Genomic DNA, 24,633 nt, shown 5'->3' with positions numbered 1-24,633 from the left:
ATCCGGCCAGCGTATCGGAAAGCGGTTACCTACGCCCCTCTGCGGGCCGGCCGTCTGGAGGCGGCCGCCGGTGCCGGACTACTCTGGTCACGCTGAGACGAGGTCACGGAATGAAGTTCACAGGTCACGTGCTGTCGATCGGGGCGCTCCTCGAGCTCGAGGACGAGCAGCCTTCCTCGCCGGTCGGGCGCAGAGCAGGCGTCCTGCACACTGCGGCGGGGAACGCGCGCCGAGTCGAGCAGCTGCTCGCCGAGGGTGAGTCGCTCGAGACCTGCTGGAGGTTCGGGATCCTGCAGACACTCGACGACTACGTGTCGACGGCGAAGCGGGCCGGTACCGAGGTCGCTTCCGGGGTGTTCTCGGAAGAGCCCGGGCGGACAGGTGCCGCCGAGCTCGATGCGGCGTTCGCGGCTCTGGCGGATCACTTGGCCGGACGAGACGGGTGGGAGACTCCCGCGTGGGCGTCGGCTGCTGAGCGTCGTGTCGAGGCCTGGTATCCCTCCGTGCCGAGCATCTTCCGCGAGGAGGCCGAACGGGACAGCCCTCGTGCCTTCCGCCAGCGCGGGATCCTGATCACTGGACGGTCCCTGGCGCGCGCATGACCGGCGACGGAGAGCTCGACGCCTCGGAACTCCGGGCGCTGTTCCAGGAGCTCTCCGACCGCTTGGAGGACCGCGGCCAGCAGGCACAGCTCTTCGTCGTCGGCGGGGCAGCGATGGCACTCGAGTACGACGGAGGGCGGGTGACGCGTGACGTCGATGCCGCGTTCGCTCCGGCCTCCGCCGTCCGGGAGATCGCCGCTGAGCTCGGCGAGCTTCACGGCCTCGAGCCCGACTGGATCAACGACGCCGCGAAGGGCTTCCTGCCCGGCCAGGACGATGACGCTCGGACGGTCTTCGACTCCGAGTCCCTCCTGGTCCAGGTCCCCTCGCCGGAGTACCTCCTCGCGATGAAGCTTCACGCCGCACGGGACGAGCGCGACCTGTCCGACGCGGCGACGCTGTACAACGTCTCGGGCTACACCACCGCGGAGGAGGGAGCGGCGCTTCTGAGGCGCACGTACTCCGATGCGCTGCTGCTTCCCCGCCACCGCTACATCGTGGACGACGTCGCGGAGAGGGCGCGAGTGCTGCGAGTGCTCGGAGGTCCCGCCGCGGAGTGAGCAGATCAGCGCGCGGGGTCGATGATCGTCATGCCCGCCGGGCTCGCGCGGTCGAAGACGGGGAGCAGCTCGGCCGCCTCCTCGAGTCCGATGGTGTGCTCGATCAGGCGCTGGGGGGCGAGGACGCCCTGCTCGATCAGCCGCAGCATCCCCGGGTAGTCGCGGGCCGCCATCCCGTGGCTGCCGAGGACGTCGAGCTCCCAGGCGATCACGCGCGCCATCGGCACGCGCGGGTGGCCCTCGACCGGCGGCAGCAGGCCGATCTGCACGTGCCGGCCGCGCCGGCGCAGGCTGAGGAGGGCGTCGGCGCAGGTCTGCTCGCTGCCGACGGCGTCGACGGCGACGTGACTCCCGCCGCCGGTGAGCGCGTGCACGGCGGCCGGCAGATCGCGGCCGTCGGCGAGGAGGACGTGCTCGGCGCCGACACTCGCCGCGACCTCGAGCGCCGCGGCGTTGCGGTCCACCGCGATCACGCGGGCGCCGAGCGCGTGCGCGACCATGACGGCGCTGAGGCCGACGCCGCCCGCTCCGATCACCGTCACCCACTCGCCGGGCTGCACCCGGGCCCGCCCGACGAGCGCGCGGTAGGCGGTGGCGAACCGGCAGCCGAGGCTCGCGGCGGTCGCGAAGTCGACGCCCCCCGGGATCGCGACGAGATTGGTGTCGGCCGCGTGCAGCGCGACGGACTCGGCGAACGAGCCCCAGTGCGTGAAGCCGGGCTGCTCCTGGTCCGGGCAGACCTGGGCGTCGCCCTGCAGGCACCACTCGCAGCGGCCGCAGCCGCAGACGAACGGCACGGTCACCCGGTCGCCGACCGCCCAGTTCCGGACCTCGGGCCCGACCTCGGCGATCACACCGGCGAGCTCGTGCCCCGGGACGTGCGGGAAGGCGATGTCGTCGTGCCCGGCCCAGGCGTGCCAGTCGCTCCGGCACAGCCCGGTGGCCAGCACCCGCACGACGACGCCGTCGGCCGGGGCGACCGGCGTCGGGACCTCGCGGACCTCGGGCTCGCCGCGGACGGAGTCGAGGACGAGAGCGCGCATGCCCTCATCCTGGCAGCGCGGCGGGGAGACGCCGAAAGCCCACGCTCTCGCGTGGGCCTCGGAAGTGGAGCGTCGCAAGCAACGCGTCCGGGACGACTTTAGCAGTCGTCGGCGCCGAAGCGGAGGTCGGTGAGCGAGACGAAGTGCCAGCCCTGGCGGCCGTCGTGCTGGGTGTAGGTGAGGGTGCTGCCCGAGGGGAAGACGCCGAAGCGGAAGGTGTCGGAGCGGGTGACGCCCGCCGTCGTGTACTCGTTCCCGGTCGCGCGGCGGAAGGGGTCGGCGAGGGTGCCGGCGCCGGCGCCGGGGAGGGAGCCGGACGTGGCGATCGAGGTCGGCTCGGTGCTGAAGCCGACGGCGTCCCAGTAGGTCGGCACCCAGGAGTTCGCGTCGGTGTTCGAGGTGATGTCGAAGACCGTCAGCTGGAAGTCGACCGGGTCGAAGAGCGCGCCGTCGGCGTCGCGGAACTCGAAGGTCAGGGTCTGCGCGTCGGATCCGGGGGTGGGCAGGACGGCGAGGTCGCCCTCGCGACGCTGATTGAGCACGAGCGCTCCCGCCGGACCGAAGCCGGCGAAGGAGTACTCGGAGGGGACGCCGCCGGGAGCGTTGCCGGCCCAGCCCGAGCCGTTCTGGCTCATGTTGTAGCGCGTGCCGCCGGAGAGGTCGGTCGTGCCCGCGGCGAGGGTCGAGGTGATGCGGACCGTCGAGGTGCGGCCGGACGCGGAGGTCGCGCCGAGGACGGCGGGGTTGCCGCTCGCGTTCGTCGCGGCGAACTGCGTGACGCTCGTGCAGGGGGTGGTCGACGCGGCGGCGAGGGGCGCGCCCGTGGCGACGGCGACGACGGGGACGGTCCAGAGGGCGGTGGTGGTGAGCGAGCGGCGGGAGAGTCCGGGCGCGGGGGTGCTGGTCATGGCGGGATCCGTTCGGGTGCGGAGGGGAGCGGGCGAGGCGGAGCAGGGCTGAGCGGTGCGGGTGCAGGGCGGTGCAGGGCAGGGCAGGGCGGTGCAGGTCGGGGCGGAGCGGCGGCTCAGCGGCCGGCGTTGTAGTGATTCTGGATCTGGGTCGCGGTGAGCGCGGTCGAGTAGACGGCGGCGTAGCGCAGGCTGCCGGAGAAGGAGGCGGGGCCGACGTTCGTCCAGGAGCCGCCGAGGGTGTCGTAGCCGATCTTCCAGTAGCCGGTGGTGTTCTCCGCGCTGCGGAAGGCGGTGTTGCCGGCGACCTTCACGCCGTCGAGCCAGAGGCTCGTCCCGGCGGTCGGCGAGAGGGTGGAGACGACGTGGTGCCAGGCTCCGTCGTTGACCGGGTTCGGGCTGGTGATCGACTGGACGCCGTTGTTGTAGATGCCGAAGACGAGGCGGCCGTCCGCGCCGATGTAGGTGTGCCGGTCGTACTGGCTGCCGGCGGTGTCGCGGCTGCTGTTGAAGCTGAAGAGCTTGCCGCCCGCGACGGTGGTCTTGAACCAGATCTCCGTGCTGAACGTGGTCGGGTTGGCCAGCTGCAGCGGCGTGCTGAGGTAGCCGTTCGTCCCGTTCAGCAGCCAGGAGCCGCCGGCGTCGCGCGGGCAGGCCTTCGGGGTGGTCGCGGAGCTGGTCATCGCCGGACGGTAGGTGCCGGGGTAGGCGCCGGAGTCGGTGTCGACGGCGGTCGTCGCTCCGGTGGCCTGCGCGAGCGTGTAGGAGAACAGCGCGTCGCCCCTGTCGGCGGCGACCGCCGAGTCGCAGGTGAAGAAGGCCGCCGCGCTGCCGACGGTGTTGTTCGAGTTGCGGATGGAGGCGACGTAGGCGCCGGAGGTGGCGGGGGCGAGGAACAGCACGGCCGAGAGCGCGGCGACGAGCAGCGCGGCGAGGGTGGTGCGCGGGGTCCGCGGCGCCGCGGAGCGGAGGCGGGCCAGGAGGCCGGAGCGGGTGCGGCGGTGGCGGCTCATCGGGCGGCCGACTCGGTCTCGGCGGTCTCGGCGGTCTCGGCGGTCTCGGCGGTCTCGGCCGGCTCGGTCTCGGTCGGCGCGGTCTCGGTGGCGCGGGCCCGGCGGCCGTGCTCGCCGCGCGGCTCGGCCTCGGCGGGGAGTCCGACCAGCATCGTCCAGAGCACGGGGGTGGCGCAGAGGGCCCCGAAGAGGATCCAGCCCCAGAGCGGCAGGTGCAGCGCCGAGGACACGTTGTAGAAGTCCTCGCCGTTGGCCGGCACCTGGATGCTGCCGACCTGGCCGGAGACGAGGTCGGCATGGGTGCCGCCGACGGCCGTGACGCGGATCGGGAGCATGCCGACCGAGACGAGCGAGGCGTCCGTCTGCCCGTCCTCCACGGTCGCCTCGAGGACGACGATGCCGACGAACGGGCGGAGCACGAAGACCGTGAAGGAGGCGACGAGCGAGATCCCCAGCACCCGCATCGCGGCGCGGTGGGTGGGGGAGGAGAGCAGGCGGGTGAGCAGCAGGACGAGGACGGTGCCGGCGAGGAGCATCGGCAGGCCCTTCGCGAGCCAGCCGGCGCCGGGGAGCGCGACGACGACCTCGCCGATCAGCTGCTCGGCGCCGGTCGCCCACGGGTCGGTCGCGCCGTTGATGTCGCCGCGGGTGACCAGGGTGCCGTCCTCGGCGAGGTCGACCACGCGGTGCGTGTAGGTCTCGTCGGGGGTGGTGGTGGGGTGGAAGCTGACGACGTCGCCGACCCGGATGTCCTCGAGGGGCGTCGGGGCGGTGAGGACCAGGGTGCCGACGGGAGCGGCGGTGCCCATCGACGGCGTCTGGACGATGAACCAGCGTCCGCCGGAGGCGTGGAAGAGGAAGGCGGCGACGACCAGGGCAGCGACGAGGGCGGTGACGGTCCAGGTCGCGACGGTGCGCAGGCGGGAGCGGGGGGAGCGGGGCTCGGGGGTGGAGACGGTGGTGGCGGGGGTGAGGGGGGAGGCGGTGCCGGTGGGGACGGCGGTGGATCCGGGGAGCGCGGGGGCGGGGCGGGTCTGCAGCGTGGTCACGGGTCCACCTCCTCGGCGGGGTGGGGGCCGCCTGGGCGGCGGCCCCCGGGGTGCGGGTGTCGGGTGTTGCGGGGGCGTTTCTCGGGGTGGGGCGGGTGCTTCGGGGGAAGCGGTCTTCGGTGGTGGATCTCGATACGCCCGCTCTGCGGGCTACTCGATCAGCATGAGCTGATCAGGTGACGATCGAGGGTTCCTCGATCGGCGCGAGCCGGGGAGGCTCGATCAGCTGGCGAAGGTCCAGGTGAGGGGGAGCGAGGCGGACAGGCCCTGGTAGGTGTTGCCGGCCGAGGAGTCGAGCGTGACGGCGATGGTGAAGGGGGTGCTGGTGCCGGCGGTGACGGGGGCGGCGGAGAGCGACTTGGCGGCGGTGCCGGCGAGCGCGGCGGCGGTGCCGCTGTAGACGGTGGTGCTGCCGGAGGTGATGACGACGTTCAGCTTGGAGCAGAAGTCGGTCGCGGTGCCCGAGGAGCCGGCGGCGGTGTTGACCGACTGGGCGCAGGTGGCGCCCGGGGTCAGCGTGAAGGTGTTGGCCGAGACGGTGCCGGCGTTCTTGATGGTGATCGAGGTGCTGACGGTCTGGCCGGGGACCATGGTGGTCGAGCCGCCGAACTTGTTGATGGTCGAGCAGGTCGCGGTGTTGGTGCTGACCGAGCCGCCGTCGGTGCTGAGGCAGGTGACGGGCGTGGTGCCGGTCGACTTCTCCTCCATGACGAGCGAGCCGGAGGCCGCGGTGTTGTTGGTGTTGGTGATGCTGGCGACGAAGCCGGAGAGGGTTCCGGACATCGAGACCGACAGCAGCGCGGCGGCGGCGACGCTGGTGGCGAGGACGAGGGGGGCGAAACGGACGCGCTTGCGCTTTGCGGTGTGGTTCGACATGACAGGACTCCTGATCGGGTAGAAGGTGAACTGCCGTGCAGTTCGCTGTGGGTGTTTTTCTGGCTTGTCGAGTAAGTTACTTGATGGCAAAGATACTTTGCAATCGTCCTAATACCCCCTGTTGTGGGGACAGCCATCCCGACGGCGACGTCGCCGCTCCGACACTCGCTCCCACCCCCGCTCCGACACCCGAGAAGGCCGCATGGATCCCGACACCACACCCCCCGCCGACGGCGGCGAGCAGACCGCCGGCGCGGCCCTCCGGCAGGCGCTGCGGCAGCTCGAGACGGCGCAGCGCCACCTGCGCGCCGCGGTCGCCCTCGACGCCGGGATCGGGATCTCGGAGCTGAGCGCGCTGGAGGCGCTCGCCGAGTCGCCCGGGCTGACGCCCAAGTGGCTGGGGCTCGAGCTGTCGCTGACGACAGGGGCGGTGACCGCGCTGCTCGACCGCCTGGCCAAGGCCGGCCATCTCGACCGCGTCTCGAACCCGCAGGACCGGCGCAGCGTCCTGCTCCAGCTGACCGACTCCGGCACCGCGCTGCTCGCGGGGGTCGACGAGCGCTACGGCGCGGTCAGCGTCGAGGTGCTGCGGGCGTCCCCCCGCCTGGGCGAGGAGGAGGTCGTCGAGGACCTCGCGCGCGCCGCGGCGGTCATCACGGCGCACACGATCGGCTGAGCGCGGGCGACCCCGCGCGTCAGGCCTGCAGGGCGCGGTCCTTGCGGATCGACCAGAGGTTGCGGCTCGCGGTGCGCTCGTAGTCGAAGTCGGTCACCAGTGCCTGGATGAGGGCGATCCCGCGACCCGACTCGGCGAACGCGTCCGGCATCTCCCGCGGTCCGGCGTCGACGCCGGGCGGATCCGCGGTGTCGACCAGCTCGGCCCGGAGCGCCTCGTCGTCGACGGTGACGACGAGGCGGCAGAGGACCGCGGTGGTCGAGACGGCGTGCTGGATCACGTTGGAGACGAGCTCGACGAGCGCCGTCTCGAACTCCATCCGGTCGCGGGCGCCGACGTCGGCGCGCTCGCCGAAGAGCGAGTCGAGCAGGTCGTGCACGAGCTCGATGTCGTCGGGCGGCGTCCGGAAGGCGAGGGTGCGCTCAGTCACGGTACGCGTCGCCGGCCGAGGCGTAGCCGACGAGCACGCGGTCGAGGTTGGAGAGCTCGAGCACCATGGTGACCTGCTCGCTCGGGGCGGCGATCCGGAGGTCGCCCCCGGCCTGGCGGGCGCTCTTGAGGCAGGCGACGAGCGCGCCGAGCCCGGACGAGTCCATGAAGGTGACCTCGCTCAGCTCGACGACGATGCGGCTGCTGCCCTCGTCGAGAGCGCTGCGCACCTCCGTCCGCAGATCCCGTGCCGCGGCGAGATTGAGCCGGCCCGCCGCCGTGATCACGGCGACGCCGGGAGCGATCGTCTCGGTGCTGAAGGTCATGCCTGCTCCTGGTCGGTGTCCGCGGCGGGGCGCGGAGTGTCGTGGGTCCGCGTCACGAGGAGCGCGGTGATGTCGTCGAGCGCGCGGCCGGAGCCGGCGAGCGCGGTCAGGGCGGTGAGGAAGCCGATGGCGCCCTCGGAGGTGCGGACGAGGTCCGCCGCGAGGACGAGCGACTGCAGGGTCCCGTCGAAGAGGTCGAGCACCCCGTCGGTGAAGGAGACCAGGGAGTCGCCGACGGCGAGATCGACGGTCTGGGTGACCCAGCCGCCGTCCTCCGCGATGCCGAGGGGGAGGCCGAGCGCGGCGAGGCGGTGGAAGGTCCCGTCGGCGCGGAGCAGGACGGTGAGCCCGTGGCCCGCGTCCACGAAGTCGACCCGGCCGGTCGCGGTGTCGAGCCGGCCGTGGAAGAGCGTCGCGAAGGTCTCGGTGGCGGAGAAGTCCGGCTGCAGCTGCTCGCTGACCGCGGCGACCACCGCGTCCGGAGCGCCGCCGGCCCGGGCGCGGAACGCCGCGCGGATCCCGGCGGCGAGGATTGCGGCGCCGGTCCCCTTGCCCATCACGTCGACGAGGGTCAGATCGACGACCGCCTCGGTCGCGGTCCAGGTGTAGAAGTCGCCGCAGATCTGCCACTTGGGCAGCGACGCCCCGGCCAGGTCGTAGCCGGCGGGATGGCGGAACGCGGTGGGGGAGAGGCGGGCCTGCACGTCGGCGGCGCGGTCCCACTCCGCGGTATCGCGCAGCTCGCGCTCGACCCACTGGCCGAACTCCTCGAAGAGCAGCTCCTCCTCCGGGCTGAGCGCGCGGGGGACGAAGTCGAGCAGGCAGAGCGTCCCGAGCTGCAGGCCGTCGTCCACCGTGAGCGGGCGCCCGGCGTAGAACTGCACGTGCGGCGGTCCGGAGACGTGCACGTGCTGCGCCCAGGCTCCGTCGGCGCCCAGATCGGGGACGACGAGCGTGCTCCGCTGGGCGAGCGTCGCATCGCAGAACGTCCCCGCGCGCGGGTAGGACACCGGCCCCTCGGGCTGCGGCGACTTCGTGAAGAGCGTCGTCTCGTCGAGGATGTGGATCTCCGCCACCGGCACCTGGAAGAGCTCCTGCGCCATCCGGGTGATCCGGTCGAAGCGCTCCTCGGGGCCGGAGCCCATCAGGCCCAGCGCCTCGATCACGGCGGCGCGGCGGTCCCGGTCGTCGGGCGCCCCGAGCGGTGCGTCGGCGCCGATCGCCGGGTCCTGGCTGGTCTGCTGCGACATCGTCCCCCCGAGTCTGCGTGCGGAGACGGTGTCTCGCCTCCGCGATGACGGTATCGAACGGTGCGCCCCCGGTCGCCGCTGAGGGCCGTTAGTCACCCGGACGGGGGTCACAGCTGCGCGACACTCGTTGCATTGCACCCTGACCCCGATGGTGCAATGATGCACAGTATGCAAGCAGATGCGACCGCGACCCGGCGCGACCAGCGCGCGGCCGAGCGGCGCAGCGAGCTGGCCCGCACCGCCCGCGAGCTGACCATCCGCCACGGCTTCTCGGGCTTCACCGTCGAGGAGCTCTGCGAGGAGGTCGGCATCTCACGCCGCACCTTCTTCAACTACTTCCCGAGCAAGGAGTACGCGATCGTCGGCCGGCCCGAGGAGGGCCTCGACGACGACAGCGTCGCGGAGTTCCTGACCCGCCGCCCGGGTGTCTCGCTGCTCGAGGCCCTCGTCGCCCTCGGCGCGGTGCACTTCGCCGCGATCGGCCTGAACGCCGACAGCGTCCGCGAGTTCGTCGCCGTCGCCGATCGCGAGCCGAAGCTCCTGCAGGCCCTGCTCGACGTCGGCACTCAGCGCGACCGGCTCGTCGCCGACCTCGTCGCGCGGCGCGAACGGCTCGACCCCGCCGACCCGGCCGTGCTGCTCGCCGTGCAGACCGCCGGCACCGTGATCCGCAGCGCCGTCGGCGCCTACCTCGACTCCGACGGCTCCGTGCCGCTCGAGCGCCTCGCGCAGGACCGCATCGCGGCCGTGACGCGCCTGCTCCTGGGCTGACCCGGCCCCCGCCGCGCAGGCCGGCCCCGCTCCCTCTCGCCCCACCCGACCCCGAGGACACCATGACCGCCCCCGCCCCCGCCACCGCCTCACCGCTCCTGCTCACGCAGCGCCGGATCTGGATCATCTTCTCCGCGCTGATCGCCGGCATGCTCCTCTCCAGCCTCGACCAGACGATCGTCTCGACCGCGATGCCGACCATCGTCGGCCAGCTCGGCGGCGTCGAGCACCAGGCCTGGATCACCACCGCCTACCTGCTCGCGACCACGATCGTGATGCCGATCTACGGCAAGTTCGGCGACGTCCTCGGCCGCCGCACGCTGTTCCTGATCGCCATCGCGCTGTTCACCCTCGCCTCGGTCGGCTGCGCGCTGGCCGGCGACTTCTGGTCCTTCGTCGTCTTCCGCGCGCTGCAGGGCCTCGGCGGCGGCGGGCTGATGATCCTCTCGCAGGCGATCATCGCCGACATCGTCCCCGCCAACGAGCGCGGCAAGTACATGGGCCCGCTCGGCGCCGTCTTCGGCCTCTCCGCCGTCGCCGGCCCGCTGCTCGGCGGCCTCTTCGTCGACCACCTCACCTGGCAGTGGGCGTTCTACATCAACATCCCGGTCGGCATCGCGGCCTTCGCCATCGCCTGGTTCGCGCTGACCCTCCCCAGCAAGCGGGCGACCAAGCGGATCGACGTCCCGGGCGTGCTGCTGCTCTCGATCGCCACCACCTGCCTGATCTTCTTCACCGACTTCGGCGGCGACGCCGCGCACGGCTGGGGCGCCCTCGAGACCTGGGCGTTCGGCGCCGGGCTGATCGCCGCGGTCGCCGGCTTCATCTGGGTGGAGTCGCGCGCCGAGGACCCGATCATCCCGCTCAGCCTCTTCCGCAACCCGATCTTCGTGAACGCGACCGCGATCGGCCTCACGCTCGGCCTCGGCATGTTCTCCGCCATCGCCTTCGTGCCGACCTTCCTGCAGATGGCGTCCGGAACCTCCGCCGCCGCGTCGGGCCTGCTGATGCTGCCGATGATGGCGGGCCTGATGGGCACGTCGATCTACTCGGGCATCGCGATCTCGCGCACCGGCCGCTACAAGGCGTTCCCGATCGTCGGCGCGCTGCTCACCGGCCTCGCGATGGCGGCGATGACCACGCTGACCGCCGAGACCCCGATCCCGCTGATCTGCGTCTACCTCTTCTTCTTCGGCGCCGGGCTCGGCCTGATCATGCAGGTCATCGTCCTGGTCGTGCAGAACGCCGTCGCCCCCGAGATGATCGGCACGGCGACCAGCACGAACAACTACTTCCGCGAGGTGGGCGCCTCGCTCGGCGTGGCCGTGTTCGGCACGATCTTCACCAACTCCCTCGCCGAGAAGCTGACCGGCGTCTTCACCGACGCGGGCGTCGCCGACGTCGGAGCGGCCACCGCGACCCTCGACCCGCAGGCGCTGAACGCCCTGCCGGACGAGGTCCGCGACGGCGTCGTCCGCGCCTACGCCGAGTCGCTGGCGCCGGTGTTCTGGTACCTCCTGCCCTTCATCGCGATCGCCTTCGTCCTCGCGCTGCTGCTCAAGCAGATCCCGCTGTCGGACCAGTCCGGCATGGTCGCCCGCGGCGAGGCCGTCGGCGGCGAGGAGGCGGAGCGCCTGCACCGCGAGAGCCTCGCGGCGCCGACCACCGGGGTGCGGTCGGAGGCTCCGGAGGACGCGCGCGCGGACCGCTGACGCGGGGGCCGGCCGCCGTCGCTCTTGTCGCGGCGGCGGCCGGCCGCGACACTGGGGGCGTCCCTCACCGCGCGGTCCTCTCCGGACCGGCGACAGGGGCGCGAGCTGCGGCCGCCGCAGGTCCGGTCAGGAGGACGCGTGTCCCGCTCCGACGACGAGCAGGCCGTCGCCTTCGAGGCGGAGCGCGGCCGGCTCGCCCGGCTCGCCTCGCGGCTGCTCGACGACCACCACGAGGCCGAGGACGCGGTGCAGTCGGCGTGGCTGCGCCTGCACGGCACGACGGCCGCGATCGACAACCTGCCGGCCTGGCTGACGACGGTCACCACCCGGCTCTGCCTCGACCGGCTGCGCGCGCGCATCCCCGAGCCCGCCGAGCTCGTCGAGACCGGCCGAGGCACCGAGGGTGCGGGCCTGGAGCGCGCGGAGGCCGTCGGTCAGGCTCTGCACGTCGTCGTCGAGACCCTGACGCCCAACGAGCGCGTCGCGTTCGTGCTCGCGGACAGCTTCGGGGTCGACTTCGCGACGATCGGCGAGATCCTCGGCCGCAGCGCGGTCTCGGCGCGCAAGCTCGCCTCGCGGGCGCGCGCCAAGACGACGGCCGGAGCCGCGGACGGGCCGGTCGCCGACTGGCAGGTGGTCGACGCCTTCCTGGCGGCGGCGCGCGGCGGCGATCTCGCGCGACTGCTGCAGCTGCTCGCACCGGGCGCGAGCATCCGCGCGGACGCGGACGCGCTCGCCGCGGGGACCCCGGAGCGGATCGACGGTCGCGAGGCCGTGGCCGCCTTCTTCGACGGCAGCGCTCATGCGGCGCTCGCCGCGGTCGTCGACGGGCGGCCGGGCGCCGCCTGGTTCCACCGCGGAGCCCCGCAGGTCGCCTTCGACTTCACCGTTCTCGACGGGCGGGTGGCCGCCGTCGTCTTCCGGGCGGACCCGGGCGTGCTGGCGTCGATCGTCCGGCGCGACGGCGGCTCAGCCCACGCAGGCTGACGCGCTCCGGCGTGTCGTGTCACATCGGCGGCTCCCCGGCCGTCGAACAGGAGAGAGGCCCACTCGGGCCCCGACAGAAGGAGCACCCGATGAAGACCATGACCTGCCGCCAGCTCGGCGGACCCTGCGATCTCGAGCACCGCGGCGAGACGGCCGACGTCGTCATCAATCTGCAGGACCGGCACCTGCGCGACGCGGTGAAGGCCGGCGACGCGGTCCACGAGGAGGCGCGCAACGACATGAAGAACCGCTGGCGCCATCCGGTGCAGTCGATGGGCTGGTACAACGGCGCCAAGCGCACGTTCGCCGAGCTGCCCGAGGGCTGACCCTGCCGGCGCCGGGGGCGACCCGGCGTCAGGCGGGCAGCAGGCCGATGATCACGGCCATCACGAGGATCGTGACGAGCTCGTGCGTGATGTTCAGGATCGTCAGCTTGGCCGGCCGGCCCTCGAAGGCGTCGTGGGTGATCATCCGCGCGGCGGTGAAGCCGACGAAGAGGAACAGCCCGGTGACCACCGAGTTCGCGAACCAGCTGCCGCCGTAGAAGGCGTGCGCGATGTCGACGCAGCCGGCCAGGACGAGCGCGGTGACCAGGCTGACCACGACGGTGACGAGGATCGGGACGACCGCGCTGCGGCTGCTCATCTGCTCCCGGCTGATGCCGGCCAGCCGCATCCAGAGCGTGCCGAAGACCTTCGGGGTGTACCAGATCGAGCCGACGAGCATCGTCGACAGGGTGGCCAGTCCGACCGCCCACGGGTTGATGTCGGGGACCACGGCGGCCGCCTCTCGGTGTCCCGGTCGCGCGGGGATCGCGGCGGCGGCGGGTGCGCTCACCCTAGCGGCGGGCCGGCTCCTGGGGCGGCGGCTCCGCGACCGGACGCGGAACGGGCCCTGGCCTCCACGCGAGGCCCGTATCCGGGCGTGCGACCGGACGCGGATCGGGCTCCGCTCCGGGCGCAGCGCCCGGTTCGGGTCCGTTCGCAGTCGGAGCCGCGTGCGAGTGGACGGAAATCGGGCTCCCCTCCATGCACAGGGCTCGTTTCGGGTCCGTTCGCGTGAGGGTCTCCTGCTCCGCGGCGGCTCACGGAGTCAGCTTCGGCTTCTGCGATCTGCTCCGGCTCGCGGAGTCGGCTCCGGCTCGTGGAATCGACTCGATCCGGCGAGCCGAGCCTCTTTCCACGTGCCGGAGGTCCACCCGCACCGGCCTCGGCTCGCAGGAACGGCCTCGGCTCGTGAGAACCGGCCGATCCCACGAGCCGGACCCGGATCCACGTGCCGAACGTCGCGAGCGCCACCGCCGACGTCCAGCTCCGGCTCGCGGAATCACCTCCGGCTCGCGGGATCCGCCCGATTCAGCAAGCCGAACCGCGTTCCGCGAGCCGGAGGTCCGTCGCCGACTCGCGTCGCATCGTCACCGCATAACAGCGCAGGCGCGCGAACCGAGGCGTCAGGCGCCCTGACTCGGTGCTCCGCTCGCGGTCTGCGGGTGCCGGCGGGCGACAGCCCAGCCCGCGCAGAACGCCAGCACCAGCAGGCCGAGCGCGATCAGCGCGGCGGCGGTCGCCAGACCGGGAGTGACGACCATCGTCCCGACGGGCGAGAACATCGTCTCCGAGAGCGGCGCGTACGCGAACCAGCCGAACGACACCTCGCGCGGGGTGGTCGCCGCCACGACGATCCCGATCACGACGAGCAGTGCGCCCGCCGCCGGTAGAAGCCAGCGCCTCGTCCTCATGCCTCCACGGTAGAGGGCGGGCGCCGCCCGGCGGCACCGGCTACGGCGAGACCATCCCGCCGTTGACGTTCAGCGTCTCGCCGACCACGTAGCTCGACTCCGCCGACGCGAGGAAGACGTAGGCGGGCGCCTGCTCGGCCGGTTGCGCCGCGCGACCCATCGGCGCCTCGCTCGAGCCGAACTCGGGAAGGCTCTCGGGGTCGACACCCGCGGTCACCTGCAGCACCGACCAGGTCGGTCCCGGTGCGACGACGTTCACCCGGATGCCCTTCGCCGCGAGCTGCTGAGCGAGCCCCTTGGACAGGTTGTTGATCGCGCCCTTGGTCATCGCGTAGTCGAGCCGGTCGGGCGCGGGCGTGTGCGCCTCGGCGGAGGCCGTGTTGATGATCGTCGAGCCCGCGGGGAGGTGCGGGAGCGCCGCCTTGATGATCCGGAACGGCGCGAAGACGTTGATCGCGAACGTCGTCTCGAACTGCTCGTCGCTGAGCTCGAGCACGTCGTCCTGCCAGACCTGCTTGCCGGCCACGTTGACGACCGTGTCGAGGCCGCCGAGCCCCTCGACGGCCTTCGCGACCAGGTCCCGGCAGTACTGCGCGTCGGTCAGGTCGCCCGGGATCGTCACGGCGGTGCGGCCGGCCGCGCGGACGAGCTCGACGACGTGCTGCGCGTCCTCCTCCTCGTCGGGGAGGTAGGCGAGCGCGATGTCCGCGCCCTCGCGGGCGAAGGCGATCGCGACCGCCGCGCCGATGCCGGAGTCGGCGCCCGTGATCAGCGCGCGGCGCCCGGTGAGGCGGCCGGTGCCGCGGTAGCTGTCCTCGCCGAGGTCCGGGACCGGGGTCATCCGCGACTGGAGGCCGGGCTCGGGCTGCTGCTGCACCGGCGGCGTGACGTTCGGGTACTGCGTGGCGGGGTTGGTGAAGGTGTACTGGTCGGGCATGGGGTCCTCCGGGTCGTCGAGCGGGCGGGTGCCGTCGTTCCGCGGCACCGGCGCTCCTCGACGCTAGTCGCGGCCCGCGTGCCGACGGAGGAGCTTGACGGGCGCCCCGTCCGTCCGGCGGCGACTGCCGTCCACCCCCGGGCGATACCGTCGTAGTCATGCCGTCTCGCCCCGTCTCCGCCGTGAAGCGCCGCCTGGCCATCTCGGCCTTCATGCTCGTCTTCGGCATCGGGATGGCCTCCTGGGTCGTGCGGACCCCGGCGGTCCGCGACCTGCTCGCGGCCTCGACCGCGGAGATGGGCCTCGTCCTGCTGGGCCTCTCGGTCGGCTCGATGAGCGGAGTCCTGTCCTCGGCCGCCGTCGTGCGTCGGCAGGGGGTGCGCTTCACCGTCGTCATCGGCGGCGCCTCCTTCGTCACCGGCATCGCGCTGACCGGCGTCTTCGCCGAGCTCTCCACCCCGTTCGGCGTCGCGGCGGGCCTCGCCCTCGTCGGCTTCGGGATCGGCATCTCCGAGATCGCGCTCAACGTGGAGGGCGCCGCGCTCGAGACGCTCACCGGCCGCTCGGTCCTCCCCGCGCTGCACGGCTTCTACAGTCTCGGCACCGTCACCGGCGCGGTCGCGGGCATCGGCCTGACGGCGATCGACTTCCCCGTCGTCTGGCAGCTCGTCGGAGTCGCGGTCGTCGCGCTGGCGCTGCTGCTCACCGTGATCCGCTCCATCCCGGTCGAGACCGGTCGGGTCGAGCGCGCCGTCGCCGGCGCTCCCCGCGAGAAGGTCCGCTCGACGCCGGTCTGGCAGCAGCCGCGCGTGCTGATGCTCGGCCTGATCGTGCTCGCCCTGGCGCTGGCCGAGGGCTCGGCGACGGACTGGCTGCCGCTGCTCATGGTCGACGGCCACGGCGTCTCCGCCACCGTCGGCACCGTGGTGTTCACCGCCTTCGCCGCGGCGATGACCGTCGGCCGCTTCCTCGGCACCCCGCTGCTGGCCCGCTTCGGCAAGGCGACCGTGCTGCTGGCGAGCACCCTCGTCTCGGCGGTCGGGATCGGCATCGTCGTCTTCGCCGACAACGCCGTCGTCGCCGGCGCGGCCGTCGTCCTCTGGGGTCTCGGCGCGGCCCTCGGCTTCCCCGTCACCCTCTCCGCCGCGGGCGAGAGCGAGGACCCGACCTCCGCCGTCGCCGCCGTCGCGACCGCCGGCTACATCGCCTTCCTCGTCGGCCCGCCCCTGCTCGGCTTCCTCGGCGAGCACTTCGGCCTCCGCGGCGCGATGGCCGTCGTCCTCGTGCTGGTCGCCCTCGCCTCGCTCCTCACCTCGGCCGCGAAGCCCCGCGTCCCGCGCGAGCGCGTCCCGGCCTGACCGCCCGCCCTCGGGCGCCGATCACGCAGCGAACCCGGCGCCGATCGAGCGGCCCGCCGAGCGGGCCCGCGCAAGCGGATCGAGGAGCCCGCGCAGCGGGCCCGCCCCTGCTGATCGACCAGCCCGCGGAGGGGGCGTATCCGGATCCACTCGCAGCCCTCTGAATCCCCTGCGCATCGGCCACGCGCACCTCTCGACCTCAAGAAGGTCGGCTCGTCGAGGACGCAGACAGCCAGCATCGAGCGACATCAGGTGGACCTGGTATAAGGTCGGACTAATGTTCACGGGATGGATATCGAGTGGTCGCGCGACTTCGACCGTCAACTGGACCGGATGGAGTCCGACGAGTCCGAGCGCGGTCGGCAGGTGCTTCAGCTGCTGGCCTTCATGCTGGGCCGCCTGCGGGCGCTCGAGGACGAGCCTGCCGAGGAGTCCGCGATGTTCAAACGGGTTCGGCAGTCCGGCAGATTCACCGTCTGGCGCGTCTCCCATCCGTATCGGGAAGGTGTCGCGGTTCGGTTGATCTGCTGGTTCCCGCCGGGGGAGGATCGGACCGTGGTCACCCTGTTCGCAGGGGAGAAGGCTCGCATGGGAGACGTGTTCTACGACTCGGTCGGCGCTCGAGCCGACCGGATCATCGAGCTGTGGTTGATGGAGAACGAGGATCGATGATGGCTGAGAAGAACTTCGTGAGTGGGAACGACCGCATCGACCGGCTGCACCGGCTACCAGGGGTCGAGGACGCGGTCGCCGCTCTGGACGCCGAGGCCGATGAGATGGATCGCGTTCACGCGATGAGTCTCGCCATGGTGAGGGAAGCCGGGAAGCGCACTCAGGCGGACATCGCCCGAGAACTGCACGTCAGCCAGGGAGCCGTGTCGCAGCTGGAGAACCGTTCGGACATGCTCCTGTCGACGCTTCGCGGCTACCTCGTCGCGACCGGGGCGACCAACCCGAGGATCGTCATCTCGGTCAATGGGCGTGACGTCGCGCTCGAGATCTGACGACAGGAGCGGAGGCCGGCGGGTCTCGATACGCCCCCTTGGGGCTACTCGACCAGTAAAGGCTGCGGGCAGCTCTTCCACGTGCATCCGCCGGCAGGCCCGGGCTCAGGTCGTCGCGTCCGCGACCACCCAGGGGAAGGCCTCGGCCTTCGAGCGGGCGCCCTGGCGGGCCTTCGAGCGGTTCGGCTCCTCGACGTCGGCGAGCAGCCGCTCGGACTGGCGCACCAGCTCGGCGAAGCGCTCGGTGTCGAGCCAGTCGGGGCGCATCGCGAAGACGAGGTCCTCGGTGGCGGTGTTGCCGCTCGCGCCGGGCGCGAACGGGCAGCCGCCCAGCCCGCCGAGCGCGCCGTCGACGACGGTCGCCCCGGCGCGGACGGCGGTCAGCGCGTTGACCACGCCGGCGCCCCAGGTGTCGTGGCCGTGGAAGACGATCTCTCGGGGCGGCGTCTCGGCGGCGACCCGGGAGACGAGCGAGAACACCTGCTCGGGGTGGGCCTGGCCGAGGGTGTCGCAGATGACGACGTCCTCGGCGCCGGCCGCGCGAGGGTCGTTCGCGATCGCGAGCACCCGCTCCTCGGGCACCGGGCCCTCGAAGGGGCAGGTGAAGGACGTGGCGATGCAGAGCTGGATGCGTCCGCCGACCGCGTGGGCGAGGGCGACGGCCTCGGGCATCGCGTCGAGGCTCGCCTCGGTGCTCCGCCCGATGTTGGCGCGGTTGTGGGAGTCGGAGGCCGAGAAGCAGTACTGGAAGTTGCGTGCGCCGGCCGCCGCTGCTCGCTCGATGTGGCGCGGGGTCGCCACCCAGACCCAGCAGTGCTCGAGCTCCTCGGCGGTCAGCGCCGCGACGACCTCGAGGGTGTTGGCCATCGGCGGCACGAGATCGCCCCGGGCGAGCGAGCCGATCTCCAGCTCGTGGACGCCCGCCGCGAGGAGCGCCCGGACCAGCTCGACCTTGCGCTCCGTCGAGAGGAGCTTGCCGGTCAGCTGCAGTCCGTCGCGGAGGGTGACGTCGCGCAGCCGGACGGTGCGGTCGGCGCCGGTCATCGCGTCTCCTCCGCTGCCGCCGCGTCGTGGATCGGCTTGCGTCCGAGCATCGCCAGGACCTCCTCGGTGTCGTGGCCCAGCGCGGGCGCGAGCGTGCGGATGGGGAGCGAGCGGTCGCCGAGCACCGGGACGATGCCGGGGAAGCCGACGCCCTCGATGATCCCGGCGCCCGTGTCGACGTCGAACTTCTGAATCATGCCGCGGGCCGCGTACTGCTCGTTCGTGCTGATGTCGGCGGCGGTGAGGATCGGGCCCGACGGCACGCCGCGCTCGTCGAGGATCGCGAGCGCCGCGTCCGAGGTCGTCGTGGCGGTCCAGGCGCCGATCGCGGCGTCGAGCTCGTCGCGGCGGCGCCAGCGGCCGTCGTTGGTGAGCAGGTCCGGGTCCTCGGCCAGGTCGGCGCGGTCGATAATCGCCATCAGCCGCTGGAAGATCGCGTCGCCGTTGGCCGCGACGACGATGCTCGAGCCGTCGCCGCAGACGTAGGCGTTCGTCGGCGCGATGCCCTCCATCCGGCCGCCGACGCGCTCGCGGACGATGCCGTGCGCCTGGTAGTCGGGGATGAGCGACTCCATCATCGAGAACATCGCCTCGTTCAGCGCGACGTCGATCACTCGCTCGACCAGCGGTGCCGGGCCGAGTCCGGCCGCGCGGCGGGTCTCGCGCTGGAAGAGCGCCATCATCACCCCGTAGCCGGCGTAGAGGCCGGCGATGGAGTCGCCGATCGAGACGCCGACGCGGACGGGCGGGCGGTCCGGATCGCCGACCAGCTCGCGGAAGCCGCCCATCGCCTCGGCGACCGCCGCGAAGCCCGGCCGGCTGGAGAGCGGACCGGTCTGGCCGAACGCCGAGATGCGGCCGATGACCAGCTCGGGGTTCGCCTCGTTCAGCACGTCCGGTCCGATGCCCCAGCGCTCGAGGGTGCCCGGGCGGAAGTTCTCGAGGACGACATCGCACTCGGCGGCGAGCCCGCGGACGGCGTCGCGGCCCTCCTCCGTGCGGAGGTCCAGCGCGACCGAGCGCTTGCTGCGGTTGAGGGTGTGGAAGAGCATCGACGTCGTCGATCCGGGGTGCAGCCGCCACTTGCGCAGCTCGTCGCCCGTGCCGGGGCGCTCGACCTTGATCACGTCGGCGCCGAAGTCGGCGAGCAGGCGGCCCGCGGTGGGGGCGGCGATGAAGTTGCCCAGCTCGAGCACGCGGACGCCGGCGAGCGGAGCGGGAGAGGGAGTCGGAGCGGAGGGAGGTGCGGTGGTCATCACGGCCTTTCGGTCTCCACGAGCGTGCCACGGATCCCGCGCGCCGTCGCGGTCCGGCGCAGGAGACGCCACTCCTCCCCAACGTGCGGATCGCGGAGCTCTCCACAGTTCGCTCCCGTGACCCTCTGCCGTGCGGAAGCGAGCAGTACTTTCCTCCCGATGCAGCTGGACCACCGCCCGGCGCAGGCCCCGTGCCACGTCCCCCCGGCGCAGATCCGCTCGACACCACCCTCCCTCGGAAAGGCACGAACGATGACCCACCCCCACGACGAGCTGCCCCTGCGCATCACCGAGCGCTTCGACCTGCCCGACGGCCGGGTCGTAGTCAGTGCCTGGTCGGCCCGCGATCCCGAGCAGCTGGAGCAGCAGCTCCGCACCCGGGTCGGCCGCGCCGATCCGGAGCGCGAGCCGGGCCGTCGCCTGCACCTCGTGCGCCCGCCGCTCGTGCGCATCGAGGAGCGGATCGACGGCGTCCTCCAGCCGATCGATCCGCTCCAGCGCGCGGTGGTCGACGTCCGCTGGCGCACCGCGCTGACCCGCTCGCGCCGACCGGCCGGGCTGCGCCGACTCGTCGGCCCGCGGGACCTCCCCACGACCGAGCCCCCGTCGGACGTCGCCCGCTGGACCGAGCGGCGCCCGCCGGGGGAGGGCCCGACGGACGAGGACGGAGGGCCGCGCAGCCCGTGACCTTCCGGCTCGGGTGTCGAGGGGTGATGTCGTCGTTCGACGCCTAGCGTCCGCGCCGATGAAGATCAGCGAAAGCGCCGATACCGGTTCCGAGGAGGCCGATCGCGGCGAGGATGATCCACCACGTCGGCTTGTCCTCGGCGGCAGCAGAGAACATGAAGAACGTCCCCATGCTGAACATGATCAGTGAGGACGAGCAGCCGGCCTGATCTTCCTGAGCCGATGCCCCGGCTTTCCGTCTAGCGCCCACGCCGGCGGAAGTCGACGAAAGTGCTGTATCCCGTCAGGAGCAACGTCGTCGCCATGAGGATGTTCCACCACACGGGGCGGTTCTCGGCGGCGGCGATGAAGACGAACACAGTGCCGGTCGTGAAGGCGACGAGCGCAGTAGAAACGCCCGCTTCGCTCTGACGGGTCACAGCAGGCCGCCCTGAGCGCGGCCATGCCGGTCACTTCCCCTGCCGGGTCGCCGATGGCATCGATGATCGCTCACCAGGCTCGACACGACGATGGTCGGATGGATTGTCGACTTCGTTCGCATGACCATTCTGTGCACTCCTTCGTGACGTCATGACCGACGTCTTCGAGCGTGAGAAGACCGTTCGGTATCCGCGCTCTGCGGTTGACGATGAAGAGTAGGAGGGTCGAACGGCTGGTCCGAGTGCGATGGCGCCTGACGGGGCATCCGCCCCGCCCGGCCGTGAAGGCCGAGCGCTCCGGCCCGGAGAGGGGTCTCCTGCGGCGGGTGTGTGTGAGCGCCGCCTCGAAGGACGCGCGATCCGCGCCAGTACGGACGTCTGCCGGTCGTTCGTCCTGCCGGCTCCGCTGGTGGCCAAGTCCTTCTGCGGCGCTGAGCGACCGCCTCGATGCTCATCACCCAATGATGCAACTGGCGCGAGACACAGCATACGGATATGACAACAGGGCTCTGCGGGGAGACACCCCCCCCACGACGGAACCGCCGCCGAACCTCTCCCGGTGGAACGGGAGGAGTTCGACGGCGGCTCCGGAGCGGCGCGGCGGCGCGGCGGCCCCGCTCAGCCCTTGACCGCTCCCGACGTCATGCCGGCCACGATCTGGCGGTTGAAGAAGATGTACATCACCAGCGGCGGGATGGTGATCAGCAGCACGTCCATGAAGAGCAGGTTCCAGGAGGACACCGACTGCGAGGAGAAGTTGTAGAGCGTCAGCTGCACGGTCGCGTTGTCGTCGCCGGGGAGGAAGTACAGCGCGTAGGTGAAGTCGTTGAACACCGTCACGGCCTGGACGACGATCACCGTCACGATCACCGGCTTCAGCAGCGGCAGCACCACGGTGAAGAACAGCCGGAAGGGACCGGCGCCGTCGATCGTCGCCGCCTCGTCCAGCTCGCGGGGGATCGTCGAGACGAAGGCGCGGAACAGGAGGATGCAGAAGGAGAGGCCGAAGGCGACGTGCACCGCGATCAAGCCGGGCAGCGTCTTGAAGAGCTCGAGGCCCTGGAGCACCCAGATCGTCGGGACGACGGCGGGCGGGATGATCAGGCCGGCCAGGACGAAGCCGTTGACGAGCGGGTTCCACTTCGAGCGGCGGCGCTGGAGGACGTAGCCGACCATCGCGGCCAGGACCACCATCACCGTGACGGAGACGATCGTCAGGATCGCGCTGTTCGCGAAGGCCCGCAGCAGCACGAAGTTCCGCGCCGAGACCACCTCCTGCAGGTTCTCGAGGAACACCCACTGCGTCGGCAGGGTGAAGCCGAGCAGCGACGACTCCTGCTGCGTCTTCGCGGCGGTGAGCACGATGAAGAGGAAGGGGACGATGAAGACGATGACCGCGAGGACGATGGCGAGGATCCCGCCGCCGTAGCGCCAGGTCCGGGAGCCGCGGCCGACGCCGCGCTGGCGCACCTTCGCGCGCAGCGGGTCGTCCTGGAGCGGGGTCGGCGAGAGCGGGGCGGGCGTGAGCGGCGTGGTGGTCACAGCTCCTTGTCCTTCCGGTTGAGCCAGGCCGACAGCGGGAAGATCAGCGCTGCGACGACGAGGAAGAGGATGACGTTGCCGGCGGTCGAGAGGCCGTAGAAGCCGGCCTGGTACTGCTTGTAGATGACCGAGGCGACCACGTCGCTGGTGAAGCCGGGCCCGCCCTTGGTCATCGCCCAGATCAGATCGAACGAGCGCAGCCCGCCGATCAGCGAGAGCAGGATCACCGTCACGGTGGCGGGGCGCAGCAGCGGCAGCGTGATGTGCCGGAAGTTGTGCCAGGCGCCGGCGCCGTCGACGCGGGCGGCCTCGAAGTAGTCCTGCGGGATCGCGACGATGCCGGCGATGTAGATGAGCGTCGCGAGTCCGACGCCCTTCCAGACGTCGACGAGCGCGACCGAGAAGAGCGCCCACTGCGGGTCGGTGAGCCAGCCCGGGCCGGCGAGGCCGATCGTCGCGAGGCCCTGGTTGATCAGGCCGTCGAACGGGTCGAGCAGCACCTTGAAGGTGATGCCGATGCCGATCGTCGACACCAGCACCGGGAAGAACACCACGCTGCGGAGGAAGCCGCGGCCGATGATCTGCGAGCTCAGCAGCACGCCGAGGGCCATGCCGAGCACGATCTTCAGGCCCGAGGTGATCGCCGCGTAGATGAAGGTGTTGACGAAGCCGGTCGTCAGCGCCGGGTCCTGGAAGAACTCGACGAAGTTCTCGAAGCCGATGAAGGTCGAGTCGAAGAGCGTCCAGCGCGTGAGGGAGAAGTAGAGGGAGGCGACCGTCGGGACGAGGAACAGGACCACGTAGAAGACGCCGGCCGGCAGGTAGAACCACGTCGGGTACGGGCTCTTCATGGCCTTGCGTCGTTTCGGCGGCTCGGGGGAGCGGGAGGGTTCGGAGCGCCGGGCCGGGCGCTTCTCCATCGTTGCGGTCATCAGATCTCCGTCGATCGGCCGGGGGAGGGGTGGGAGGGCGGTGCGCCCGGGGGAAGGGGCCGGGAGCGGAGGGGCTGCCTCCGCTCCCGGCCCCCGAGGCTCACCAGCCGTCGAGGCCGAGCTGCTTGGCCTGCTTCGTGACGTCGTCGTCGTACTGCTGAGCACCCTCCGCGGCGGGCGTGATGCCGGAGCCGACGGCGACGGTGATCTGCTCGAGCGCCGGGCCCTTGATCGGCGAGAGGAACTCGAGCGCGAGGCCCGTGTCACCACTGTCGAAGTAGGGCTGCATGTCCGACACGAGGGCGGGCACGTCGTCGGGCAGCGTGCAGCCGTCGATCACGAACGGACCCTGAGGCGCCGCGACCTCGCTCTGGATGTCGCAGCTCTCGGGGGTGACCAGGAAGGCCATCAGCTTCTTGGCGCTCTCGAGCTTCGCACCCTCCGTCGACTTGGGCACGTAGACCGCGTTGGGCTGCCAGACGGTCAGCGGGTTGGAGTCGGCCGACTCGCCGGGCAGCGGGAACAGGCCGACCTTCTGCAGGGAGTCCGGGTAGTTCTGGATCAGCGGGCCGGCCGCGAAGGTCAGCATCGGGTACTGCGCGCCCTCGCCGGTCGCGACCATGCGCACGCCGTCGTCGTAGGTGGCGGAGGCGTAGTCCTCGTTCACGAGACCCGACTCGGCGACCTGCTGCAGGTGCTCGAAGCCGGCCAGCGCCGGCTCGTCGACGTACTTGGCCTCGTTGGCCGTGTACTGCGTCGCCCACTCCGGGTCCTGCTCCAGCACGTTGGCGAAGTCGCCGAGCACGAAGAGCTGCGAGGTCCAGGTGTCGCCGTAGGTCTGGATGATCGGCGCGACATCGCCGGCGGCCTTGATCTTCTCGCTGTTCGCGATGAACTCGTCCCAGGTCTTCGGCACGGTCAGGCCGAGGCTGCTGTACACGTCCTTGTTGTAGAGGACCGCGCCGCCCATCGCCTGGCCGAGCGGGATGCCGTAGAGGTCCGAGTCGGTCGAGACCACGGTGCGGAAGCCCTCGTCGAGCGAGTCGACCCAGGGCTCGTCCGAGAGCGGCGCGAGGTTCTGGTCGGGGTTCAGCGCCTGGAAGAGCGAGCCAGAGTTGTAGGCGAAGACGTCGTTCATCTCGCCGGTGGCGAGGCGCGTCTTGATCAGGTTGTCGCCCTCGCTGCCCTGCGGCCGGGTCTCGATGTCGAGGGTGATTCCGTCGTTCTCCTCCTCGAACTTCGTCTTCAGCGCGTCCCAGAGCTCGACCGTCGCCGTCTGGTTGTCGATGAGCACGCTGAGCGTGGAGCCGTCGGCGGAATCGCCGCCGCCTCCTCCGGTGCTGCAGCCGGTGAGCGCGAGAGCGAGAGCCGCTCCTCCTGCGCCGAGGGCGAGCACTGCTCGCCGGTTCTGTCGGGTCGACATCACTACCTCCATGTAGGGACAACTTCTTCGTTGCGGGGGTGCCCGGGGGCTGTCGTCCTGCTCGCCGGACCGTTCGGAAGGCCGGGCCGCG

29 protein-coding genes are annotated in these 24,633 nt (G+C 71.8%); 12 read left to right on the top strand and 17 right to left on the bottom strand.

What is annotated here, in order from left to right:
* The first annotated feature begins 128 nt into the window (after nucleotides 1-128).
* Both EDF22_RS14210 and EDF22_RS14205 read left to right on the top strand, forming a co-directional pair.
* Nucleotides 129-602: a hypothetical protein gene (locus EDF22_RS14210; protein WP_260303464.1), complete on the top strand. Its 474-nt coding sequence runs from the start codon at nucleotides 129-131 to the stop codon at nucleotides 600-602.
* Nucleotides 599-1,162, top strand: coding sequence for a DUF6036 family nucleotidyltransferase (locus EDF22_RS14205; RefSeq protein ID WP_123705485.1), 564 nt, complete (start codon nucleotides 599-601; stop codon nucleotides 1,160-1,162). Before EDF22_RS14210 ends, EDF22_RS14205 begins: the two co-directional genes overlap by 4 nt.
* 5 nt (nucleotides 1,163-1,167) lie before the next feature.
* Here the strand turns inward: EDF22_RS14205 and EDF22_RS14200 are convergent, their stop codons facing one another.
* The 5 genes from EDF22_RS14200 to EDF22_RS14180 form a co-directional block, all read right to left on the bottom strand.
* Entirely contained in the window at nucleotides 1,168-2,205 is a 1,038-nt protein-coding gene (locus EDF22_RS14200; protein ID WP_123705484.1) for a zinc-dependent alcohol dehydrogenase family protein, read from the bottom strand.
* Between the two features lie 98 nt (nucleotides 2,206-2,303).
* On the bottom strand, nucleotides 2,304-3,113 hold the full coding sequence (locus EDF22_RS14195) for a hypothetical protein (RefSeq protein WP_123705483.1): 810 nt from the start codon (nucleotides 3,111-3,113) through the stop codon (nucleotides 2,304-2,306).
* Nucleotides 3,114-3,229: 116 nt separating this feature from the next.
* Complete coding sequence (locus EDF22_RS14190) at nucleotides 3,230-4,126, bottom strand: LamG domain-containing protein (RefSeq protein ID WP_123705482.1); 897 nt, start codon at nucleotides 4,124-4,126, stop codon at nucleotides 3,230-3,232.
* The gene (locus EDF22_RS20905) at nucleotides 4,123-5,175 is read right to left on the bottom strand and encodes a S26 family signal peptidase (protein ID WP_185038940.1); all 1,053 of its coding nucleotides are present in this window, start codon (nucleotides 5,173-5,175) and stop codon (nucleotides 4,123-4,125) included. Before EDF22_RS20905 ends, EDF22_RS14190 begins: the two co-directional genes overlap by 4 nt.
* Nucleotides 5,176-5,397: 222 nt before the next feature.
* The gene (locus EDF22_RS14180) at nucleotides 5,398-6,051 is read right to left on the bottom strand and encodes a hypothetical protein (protein WP_123446753.1); all 654 of its coding nucleotides are present in this window, start codon (nucleotides 6,049-6,051) and stop codon (nucleotides 5,398-5,400) included.
* Nucleotides 6,052-6,253: 202 nt separating this feature from the next.
* Here EDF22_RS14180 and EDF22_RS14175 point away from each other — a divergent pair, with 202 nt between their 5' ends.
* Nucleotides 6,254-6,727 carry a MarR family transcriptional regulator gene (locus tag EDF22_RS14175; RefSeq protein WP_123705481.1) on the top strand — a complete coding sequence of 158 codons (474 nt, stop codon included), beginning with the start codon at nucleotides 6,254-6,256 and terminating at the stop codon, nucleotides 6,725-6,727.
* Nucleotides 6,728-6,746: 19 nt separating this feature from the next.
* Here the strand turns inward: EDF22_RS14175 and EDF22_RS14170 are convergent, their stop codons facing one another.
* From EDF22_RS14170 to EDF22_RS14160, 3 genes are read right to left on the bottom strand one after another with little or no spacing between them, the layout of a single operon-like run.
* Nucleotides 6,747-7,157, bottom strand: coding sequence for an ATP-binding protein (locus tag EDF22_RS14170; RefSeq protein ID WP_123705480.1), 411 nt, complete (start codon nucleotides 7,155-7,157; stop codon nucleotides 6,747-6,749).
* The gene (locus EDF22_RS14165; RefSeq protein ID WP_123446750.1) at nucleotides 7,150-7,482 is read right to left on the bottom strand and encodes an STAS domain-containing protein; all 333 of its coding nucleotides are present in this window, start codon (nucleotides 7,480-7,482) and stop codon (nucleotides 7,150-7,152) included. Before EDF22_RS14165 ends, EDF22_RS14170 begins: the two co-directional genes overlap by 8 nt.
* The gene (locus tag EDF22_RS14160) at nucleotides 7,479-8,732 is read right to left on the bottom strand and encodes a PP2C family protein-serine/threonine phosphatase (RefSeq protein ID WP_123705479.1); all 1,254 of its coding nucleotides are present in this window, start codon (nucleotides 8,730-8,732) and stop codon (nucleotides 7,479-7,481) included. Before EDF22_RS14160 ends, EDF22_RS14165 begins: the two co-directional genes overlap by 4 nt.
* A 168-nt stretch (nucleotides 8,733-8,900) precedes the next feature.
* Between EDF22_RS14160 and EDF22_RS14155 the strand changes: the two genes are divergently transcribed.
* From EDF22_RS14155 to EDF22_RS14140, 4 genes are all read left to right on the top strand, one after another.
* The gene (locus tag EDF22_RS14155) at nucleotides 8,901-9,503 is read left to right on the top strand and encodes a TetR/AcrR family transcriptional regulator (protein WP_164874545.1); all 603 of its coding nucleotides are present in this window, start codon (nucleotides 8,901-8,903) and stop codon (nucleotides 9,501-9,503) included.
* A gap of 62 nt (nucleotides 9,504-9,565) precedes the next feature.
* Complete coding sequence (locus tag EDF22_RS14150; protein WP_123705477.1) at nucleotides 9,566-11,215, top strand: MDR family MFS transporter; 1,650 nt, start codon at nucleotides 9,566-9,568, stop codon at nucleotides 11,213-11,215.
* Between the two features lie 138 nt (nucleotides 11,216-11,353).
* Nucleotides 11,354-12,202, top strand: a complete 849-nt coding sequence (locus EDF22_RS14145) for a sigma factor (protein WP_123705476.1) — start codon at nucleotides 11,354-11,356, stop codon at nucleotides 12,200-12,202.
* A gap of 89 nt (nucleotides 12,203-12,291) precedes the next feature.
* Nucleotides 12,292-12,528 carry a hypothetical protein gene (locus tag EDF22_RS14140; RefSeq protein ID WP_123705475.1) on the top strand — a complete coding sequence of 79 codons (237 nt, stop codon included), beginning with the start codon at nucleotides 12,292-12,294 and terminating at the stop codon, nucleotides 12,526-12,528.
* A gap of 28 nt (nucleotides 12,529-12,556) precedes the next feature.
* On the opposite strand, the gene EDF22_RS14135 is transcribed toward EDF22_RS14140, so the two are convergent.
* The 3 genes from EDF22_RS14135 to EDF22_RS14125 form a co-directional block, all read right to left on the bottom strand.
* Nucleotides 12,557-12,979 carry a DUF1761 domain-containing protein gene (locus EDF22_RS14135; protein WP_123705474.1) on the bottom strand — a complete coding sequence of 141 codons (423 nt, stop codon included), beginning with the start codon at nucleotides 12,977-12,979 and terminating at the stop codon, nucleotides 12,557-12,559.
* A 673-nt stretch (nucleotides 12,980-13,652) separates the two neighbouring features.
* Entirely contained in the window at nucleotides 13,653-13,940 is a 288-nt protein-coding gene (locus tag EDF22_RS14130) for a hypothetical protein (protein ID WP_123705473.1), read from the bottom strand.
* Between the two features lie 40 nt (nucleotides 13,941-13,980).
* A complete protein-coding gene (locus tag EDF22_RS14125; protein ID WP_123705638.1) occupies nucleotides 13,981-14,877 on the bottom strand; it encodes an SDR family oxidoreductase in 897 nt (298 codons plus the stop codon).
* A 158-nt stretch (nucleotides 14,878-15,035) separates the two neighbouring features.
* Here EDF22_RS14125 and EDF22_RS14120 point away from each other — a divergent pair, with 158 nt between their 5' ends.
* The 3 genes from EDF22_RS14120 (at nucleotide 15,036) to EDF22_RS14110 (ending at nucleotide 17,239) form a co-directional block, all read left to right on the top strand.
* Nucleotides 15,036-16,235 (top strand): MFS transporter, encoded by a 1,200-nt coding sequence (locus EDF22_RS14120; RefSeq protein ID WP_123705472.1) that lies wholly within the window; start codon nucleotides 15,036-15,038, stop codon nucleotides 16,233-16,235.
* A 288-nt stretch (nucleotides 16,236-16,523) separates the two neighbouring features.
* Complete coding sequence (locus EDF22_RS14115) at nucleotides 16,524-16,907, top strand: hypothetical protein (protein WP_123705471.1); 384 nt, start codon at nucleotides 16,524-16,526, stop codon at nucleotides 16,905-16,907.
* Nucleotides 16,907-17,239, top strand: a complete 333-nt coding sequence (locus tag EDF22_RS14110) for a helix-turn-helix transcriptional regulator (protein ID WP_221180932.1) — start codon at nucleotides 16,907-16,909, stop codon at nucleotides 17,237-17,239. Before EDF22_RS14115 ends, EDF22_RS14110 begins: the two co-directional genes overlap by 1 nt.
* Before the next feature lie 105 nt (nucleotides 17,240-17,344).
* Here the strand turns inward: EDF22_RS14110 and EDF22_RS14105 are convergent, their stop codons facing one another.
* The gene (locus EDF22_RS14105) at nucleotides 17,345-18,283 is read right to left on the bottom strand and encodes a hydroxymethylglutaryl-CoA lyase (RefSeq protein WP_123705470.1); all 939 of its coding nucleotides are present in this window, start codon (nucleotides 18,281-18,283) and stop codon (nucleotides 17,345-17,347) included.
* Nucleotides 18,280-19,539: a CaiB/BaiF CoA-transferase family protein gene (locus tag EDF22_RS14100; protein ID WP_123705469.1), complete on the bottom strand. Its 1,260-nt coding sequence runs from the start codon at nucleotides 19,537-19,539 to the stop codon at nucleotides 18,280-18,282. The genes EDF22_RS14105 and EDF22_RS14100 overlap by 4 nt, the downstream gene beginning before the upstream one ends.
* Nucleotides 19,540-19,791: 252 nt before the next feature.
* Between EDF22_RS14100 and EDF22_RS14095 the strand changes: the two genes are divergently transcribed.
* Nucleotides 19,792-20,226, top strand: coding sequence for a hypothetical protein (locus EDF22_RS14095; protein ID WP_123705468.1), 435 nt, complete (start codon nucleotides 19,792-19,794; stop codon nucleotides 20,224-20,226).
* Between the two features lie 58 nt (nucleotides 20,227-20,284).
* The gene (locus EDF22_RS21330; RefSeq protein ID WP_260300639.1) at nucleotides 20,285-20,416 is read left to right on the top strand and encodes a hypothetical protein; all 132 of its coding nucleotides are present in this window, start codon (nucleotides 20,285-20,287) and stop codon (nucleotides 20,414-20,416) included.
* Between the two features lie 49 nt (nucleotides 20,417-20,465).
* On the opposite strand, the gene EDF22_RS14090 is transcribed toward EDF22_RS21330, so the two are convergent.
* The 4 genes from EDF22_RS14090 to EDF22_RS14075 form a co-directional block, all read right to left on the bottom strand.
* Entirely contained in the window at nucleotides 20,466-20,645 is a 180-nt protein-coding gene (locus tag EDF22_RS14090) for a hypothetical protein (RefSeq protein ID WP_123705467.1), read from the bottom strand.
* A gap of 618 nt (nucleotides 20,646-21,263) precedes the next feature.
* Nucleotides 21,264-22,061 carry a carbohydrate ABC transporter permease gene (locus EDF22_RS14085; RefSeq protein WP_397459896.1) on the bottom strand — a complete coding sequence of 266 codons (798 nt, stop codon included), beginning with the start codon at nucleotides 22,059-22,061 and terminating at the stop codon, nucleotides 21,264-21,266.
* Nucleotides 22,062-22,183: 122 nt separating this feature from the next.
* A complete protein-coding gene (locus EDF22_RS14080) occupies nucleotides 22,184-23,119 on the bottom strand; it encodes a carbohydrate ABC transporter permease (protein ID WP_123705466.1) in 936 nt (311 codons plus the stop codon).
* Between the two features lie 100 nt (nucleotides 23,120-23,219).
* Nucleotides 23,220-24,542 carry an ABC transporter substrate-binding protein gene (locus EDF22_RS14075; protein WP_260300640.1) on the bottom strand — a complete coding sequence of 441 codons (1,323 nt, stop codon included), beginning with the start codon at nucleotides 24,540-24,542 and terminating at the stop codon, nucleotides 23,220-23,222.
* Between the last annotated feature and the right edge of the window lie 91 nt (nucleotides 24,543-24,633).

This window comes from Rathayibacter sp. PhB127 (genome assembly GCF_003751665.1).
Taxonomy (GTDB): domain Bacteria; phylum Actinomycetota; class Actinomycetes; order Actinomycetales; family Microbacteriaceae; genus Rathayibacter; species Rathayibacter festucae.
Note: the sequence above shows the minus strand (reverse complement) of the source record. Positions and strands in the feature narration are given on the sequence as shown.

Excerpts from the sequence above, each read along its gene's own strand:
- EDF22_RS14205 (WP_123705485.1), top strand. The coding sequence starts at position 599 with ATGACCGGCGACGGAGAGCTCGACGCCTCGGAACTCCGGGCGCTGTTC.
- EDF22_RS14200 (WP_123705484.1), bottom strand. The coding sequence starts at position 2,205 with ATGCGCGCTCTCGTCCTCGACTCCGTCCGCGGCGAGCCCGAGGTCCGC.
- EDF22_RS14195 (WP_123705483.1), bottom strand. The coding sequence starts at position 3,113 with ATGACCAGCACCCCCGCGCCCGGACTCTCCCGCCGCTCGCTCACCACC.
- EDF22_RS14190 (WP_123705482.1), bottom strand. The coding sequence starts at position 4,126 with ATGAGCCGCCACCGCCGCACCCGCTCCGGCCTCCTGGCCCGCCTCCGC.
- EDF22_RS14180 (WP_123446753.1), bottom strand. The coding sequence starts at position 6,051 with ATGTCGAACCACACCGCAAAGCGCAAGCGCGTCCGTTTCGCCCCCCTC.
- EDF22_RS14175 (WP_123705481.1), top strand. The coding sequence starts at position 6,254 with ATGGATCCCGACACCACACCCCCCGCCGACGGCGGCGAGCAGACCGCC.
- EDF22_RS14165 (WP_123446750.1), bottom strand. The coding sequence starts at position 7,482 with ATGACCTTCAGCACCGAGACGATCGCTCCCGGCGTCGCCGTGATCACG.
- EDF22_RS14160 (WP_123705479.1), bottom strand. The coding sequence starts at position 8,732 with ATGTCGCAGCAGACCAGCCAGGACCCGGCGATCGGCGCCGACGCACCG.
- EDF22_RS14155 (WP_164874545.1), top strand. The coding sequence starts at position 8,901 with ATGCAAGCAGATGCGACCGCGACCCGGCGCGACCAGCGCGCGGCCGAG.
- EDF22_RS14150 (WP_123705477.1), top strand. The coding sequence starts at position 9,566 with ATGACCGCCCCCGCCCCCGCCACCGCCTCACCGCTCCTGCTCACGCAG.
- EDF22_RS14140 (WP_123705475.1), top strand. The coding sequence starts at position 12,292 with ATGAAGACCATGACCTGCCGCCAGCTCGGCGGACCCTGCGATCTCGAG.
- EDF22_RS14130 (WP_123705473.1), bottom strand. The coding sequence starts at position 13,940 with ATGAGGACGAGGCGCTGGCTTCTACCGGCGGCGGGCGCACTGCTCGTC.
- EDF22_RS14125 (WP_123705638.1), bottom strand. The coding sequence starts at position 14,877 with ATGCCCGACCAGTACACCTTCACCAACCCCGCCACGCAGTACCCGAAC.
- EDF22_RS14120 (WP_123705472.1), top strand. The coding sequence starts at position 15,036 with ATGCCGTCTCGCCCCGTCTCCGCCGTGAAGCGCCGCCTGGCCATCTCG.
- EDF22_RS14115 (WP_123705471.1), top strand. The coding sequence starts at position 16,524 with ATGGATATCGAGTGGTCGCGCGACTTCGACCGTCAACTGGACCGGATG.
- EDF22_RS14110 (WP_221180932.1), top strand. The coding sequence starts at position 16,907 with ATGGCTGAGAAGAACTTCGTGAGTGGGAACGACCGCATCGACCGGCTG.
- EDF22_RS14105 (WP_123705470.1), bottom strand. The coding sequence starts at position 18,283 with ATGACCGGCGCCGACCGCACCGTCCGGCTGCGCGACGTCACCCTCCGC.
- EDF22_RS14100 (WP_123705469.1), bottom strand. The coding sequence starts at position 19,539 with ATGACCACCGCACCTCCCTCCGCTCCGACTCCCTCTCCCGCTCCGCTC.
- EDF22_RS14095 (WP_123705468.1), top strand. The coding sequence starts at position 19,792 with ATGACCCACCCCCACGACGAGCTGCCCCTGCGCATCACCGAGCGCTTC.
- EDF22_RS21330 (WP_260300639.1), top strand. The coding sequence starts at position 20,285 with ATGAAGATCAGCGAAAGCGCCGATACCGGTTCCGAGGAGGCCGATCGC.
- EDF22_RS14080 (WP_123705466.1), bottom strand. The coding sequence starts at position 23,119 with ATGACCGCAACGATGGAGAAGCGCCCGGCCCGGCGCTCCGAACCCTCC.
- EDF22_RS14075 (WP_260300640.1), bottom strand. The coding sequence starts at position 24,542 with ATGTCGACCCGACAGAACCGGCGAGCAGTGCTCGCCCTCGGCGCAGGA.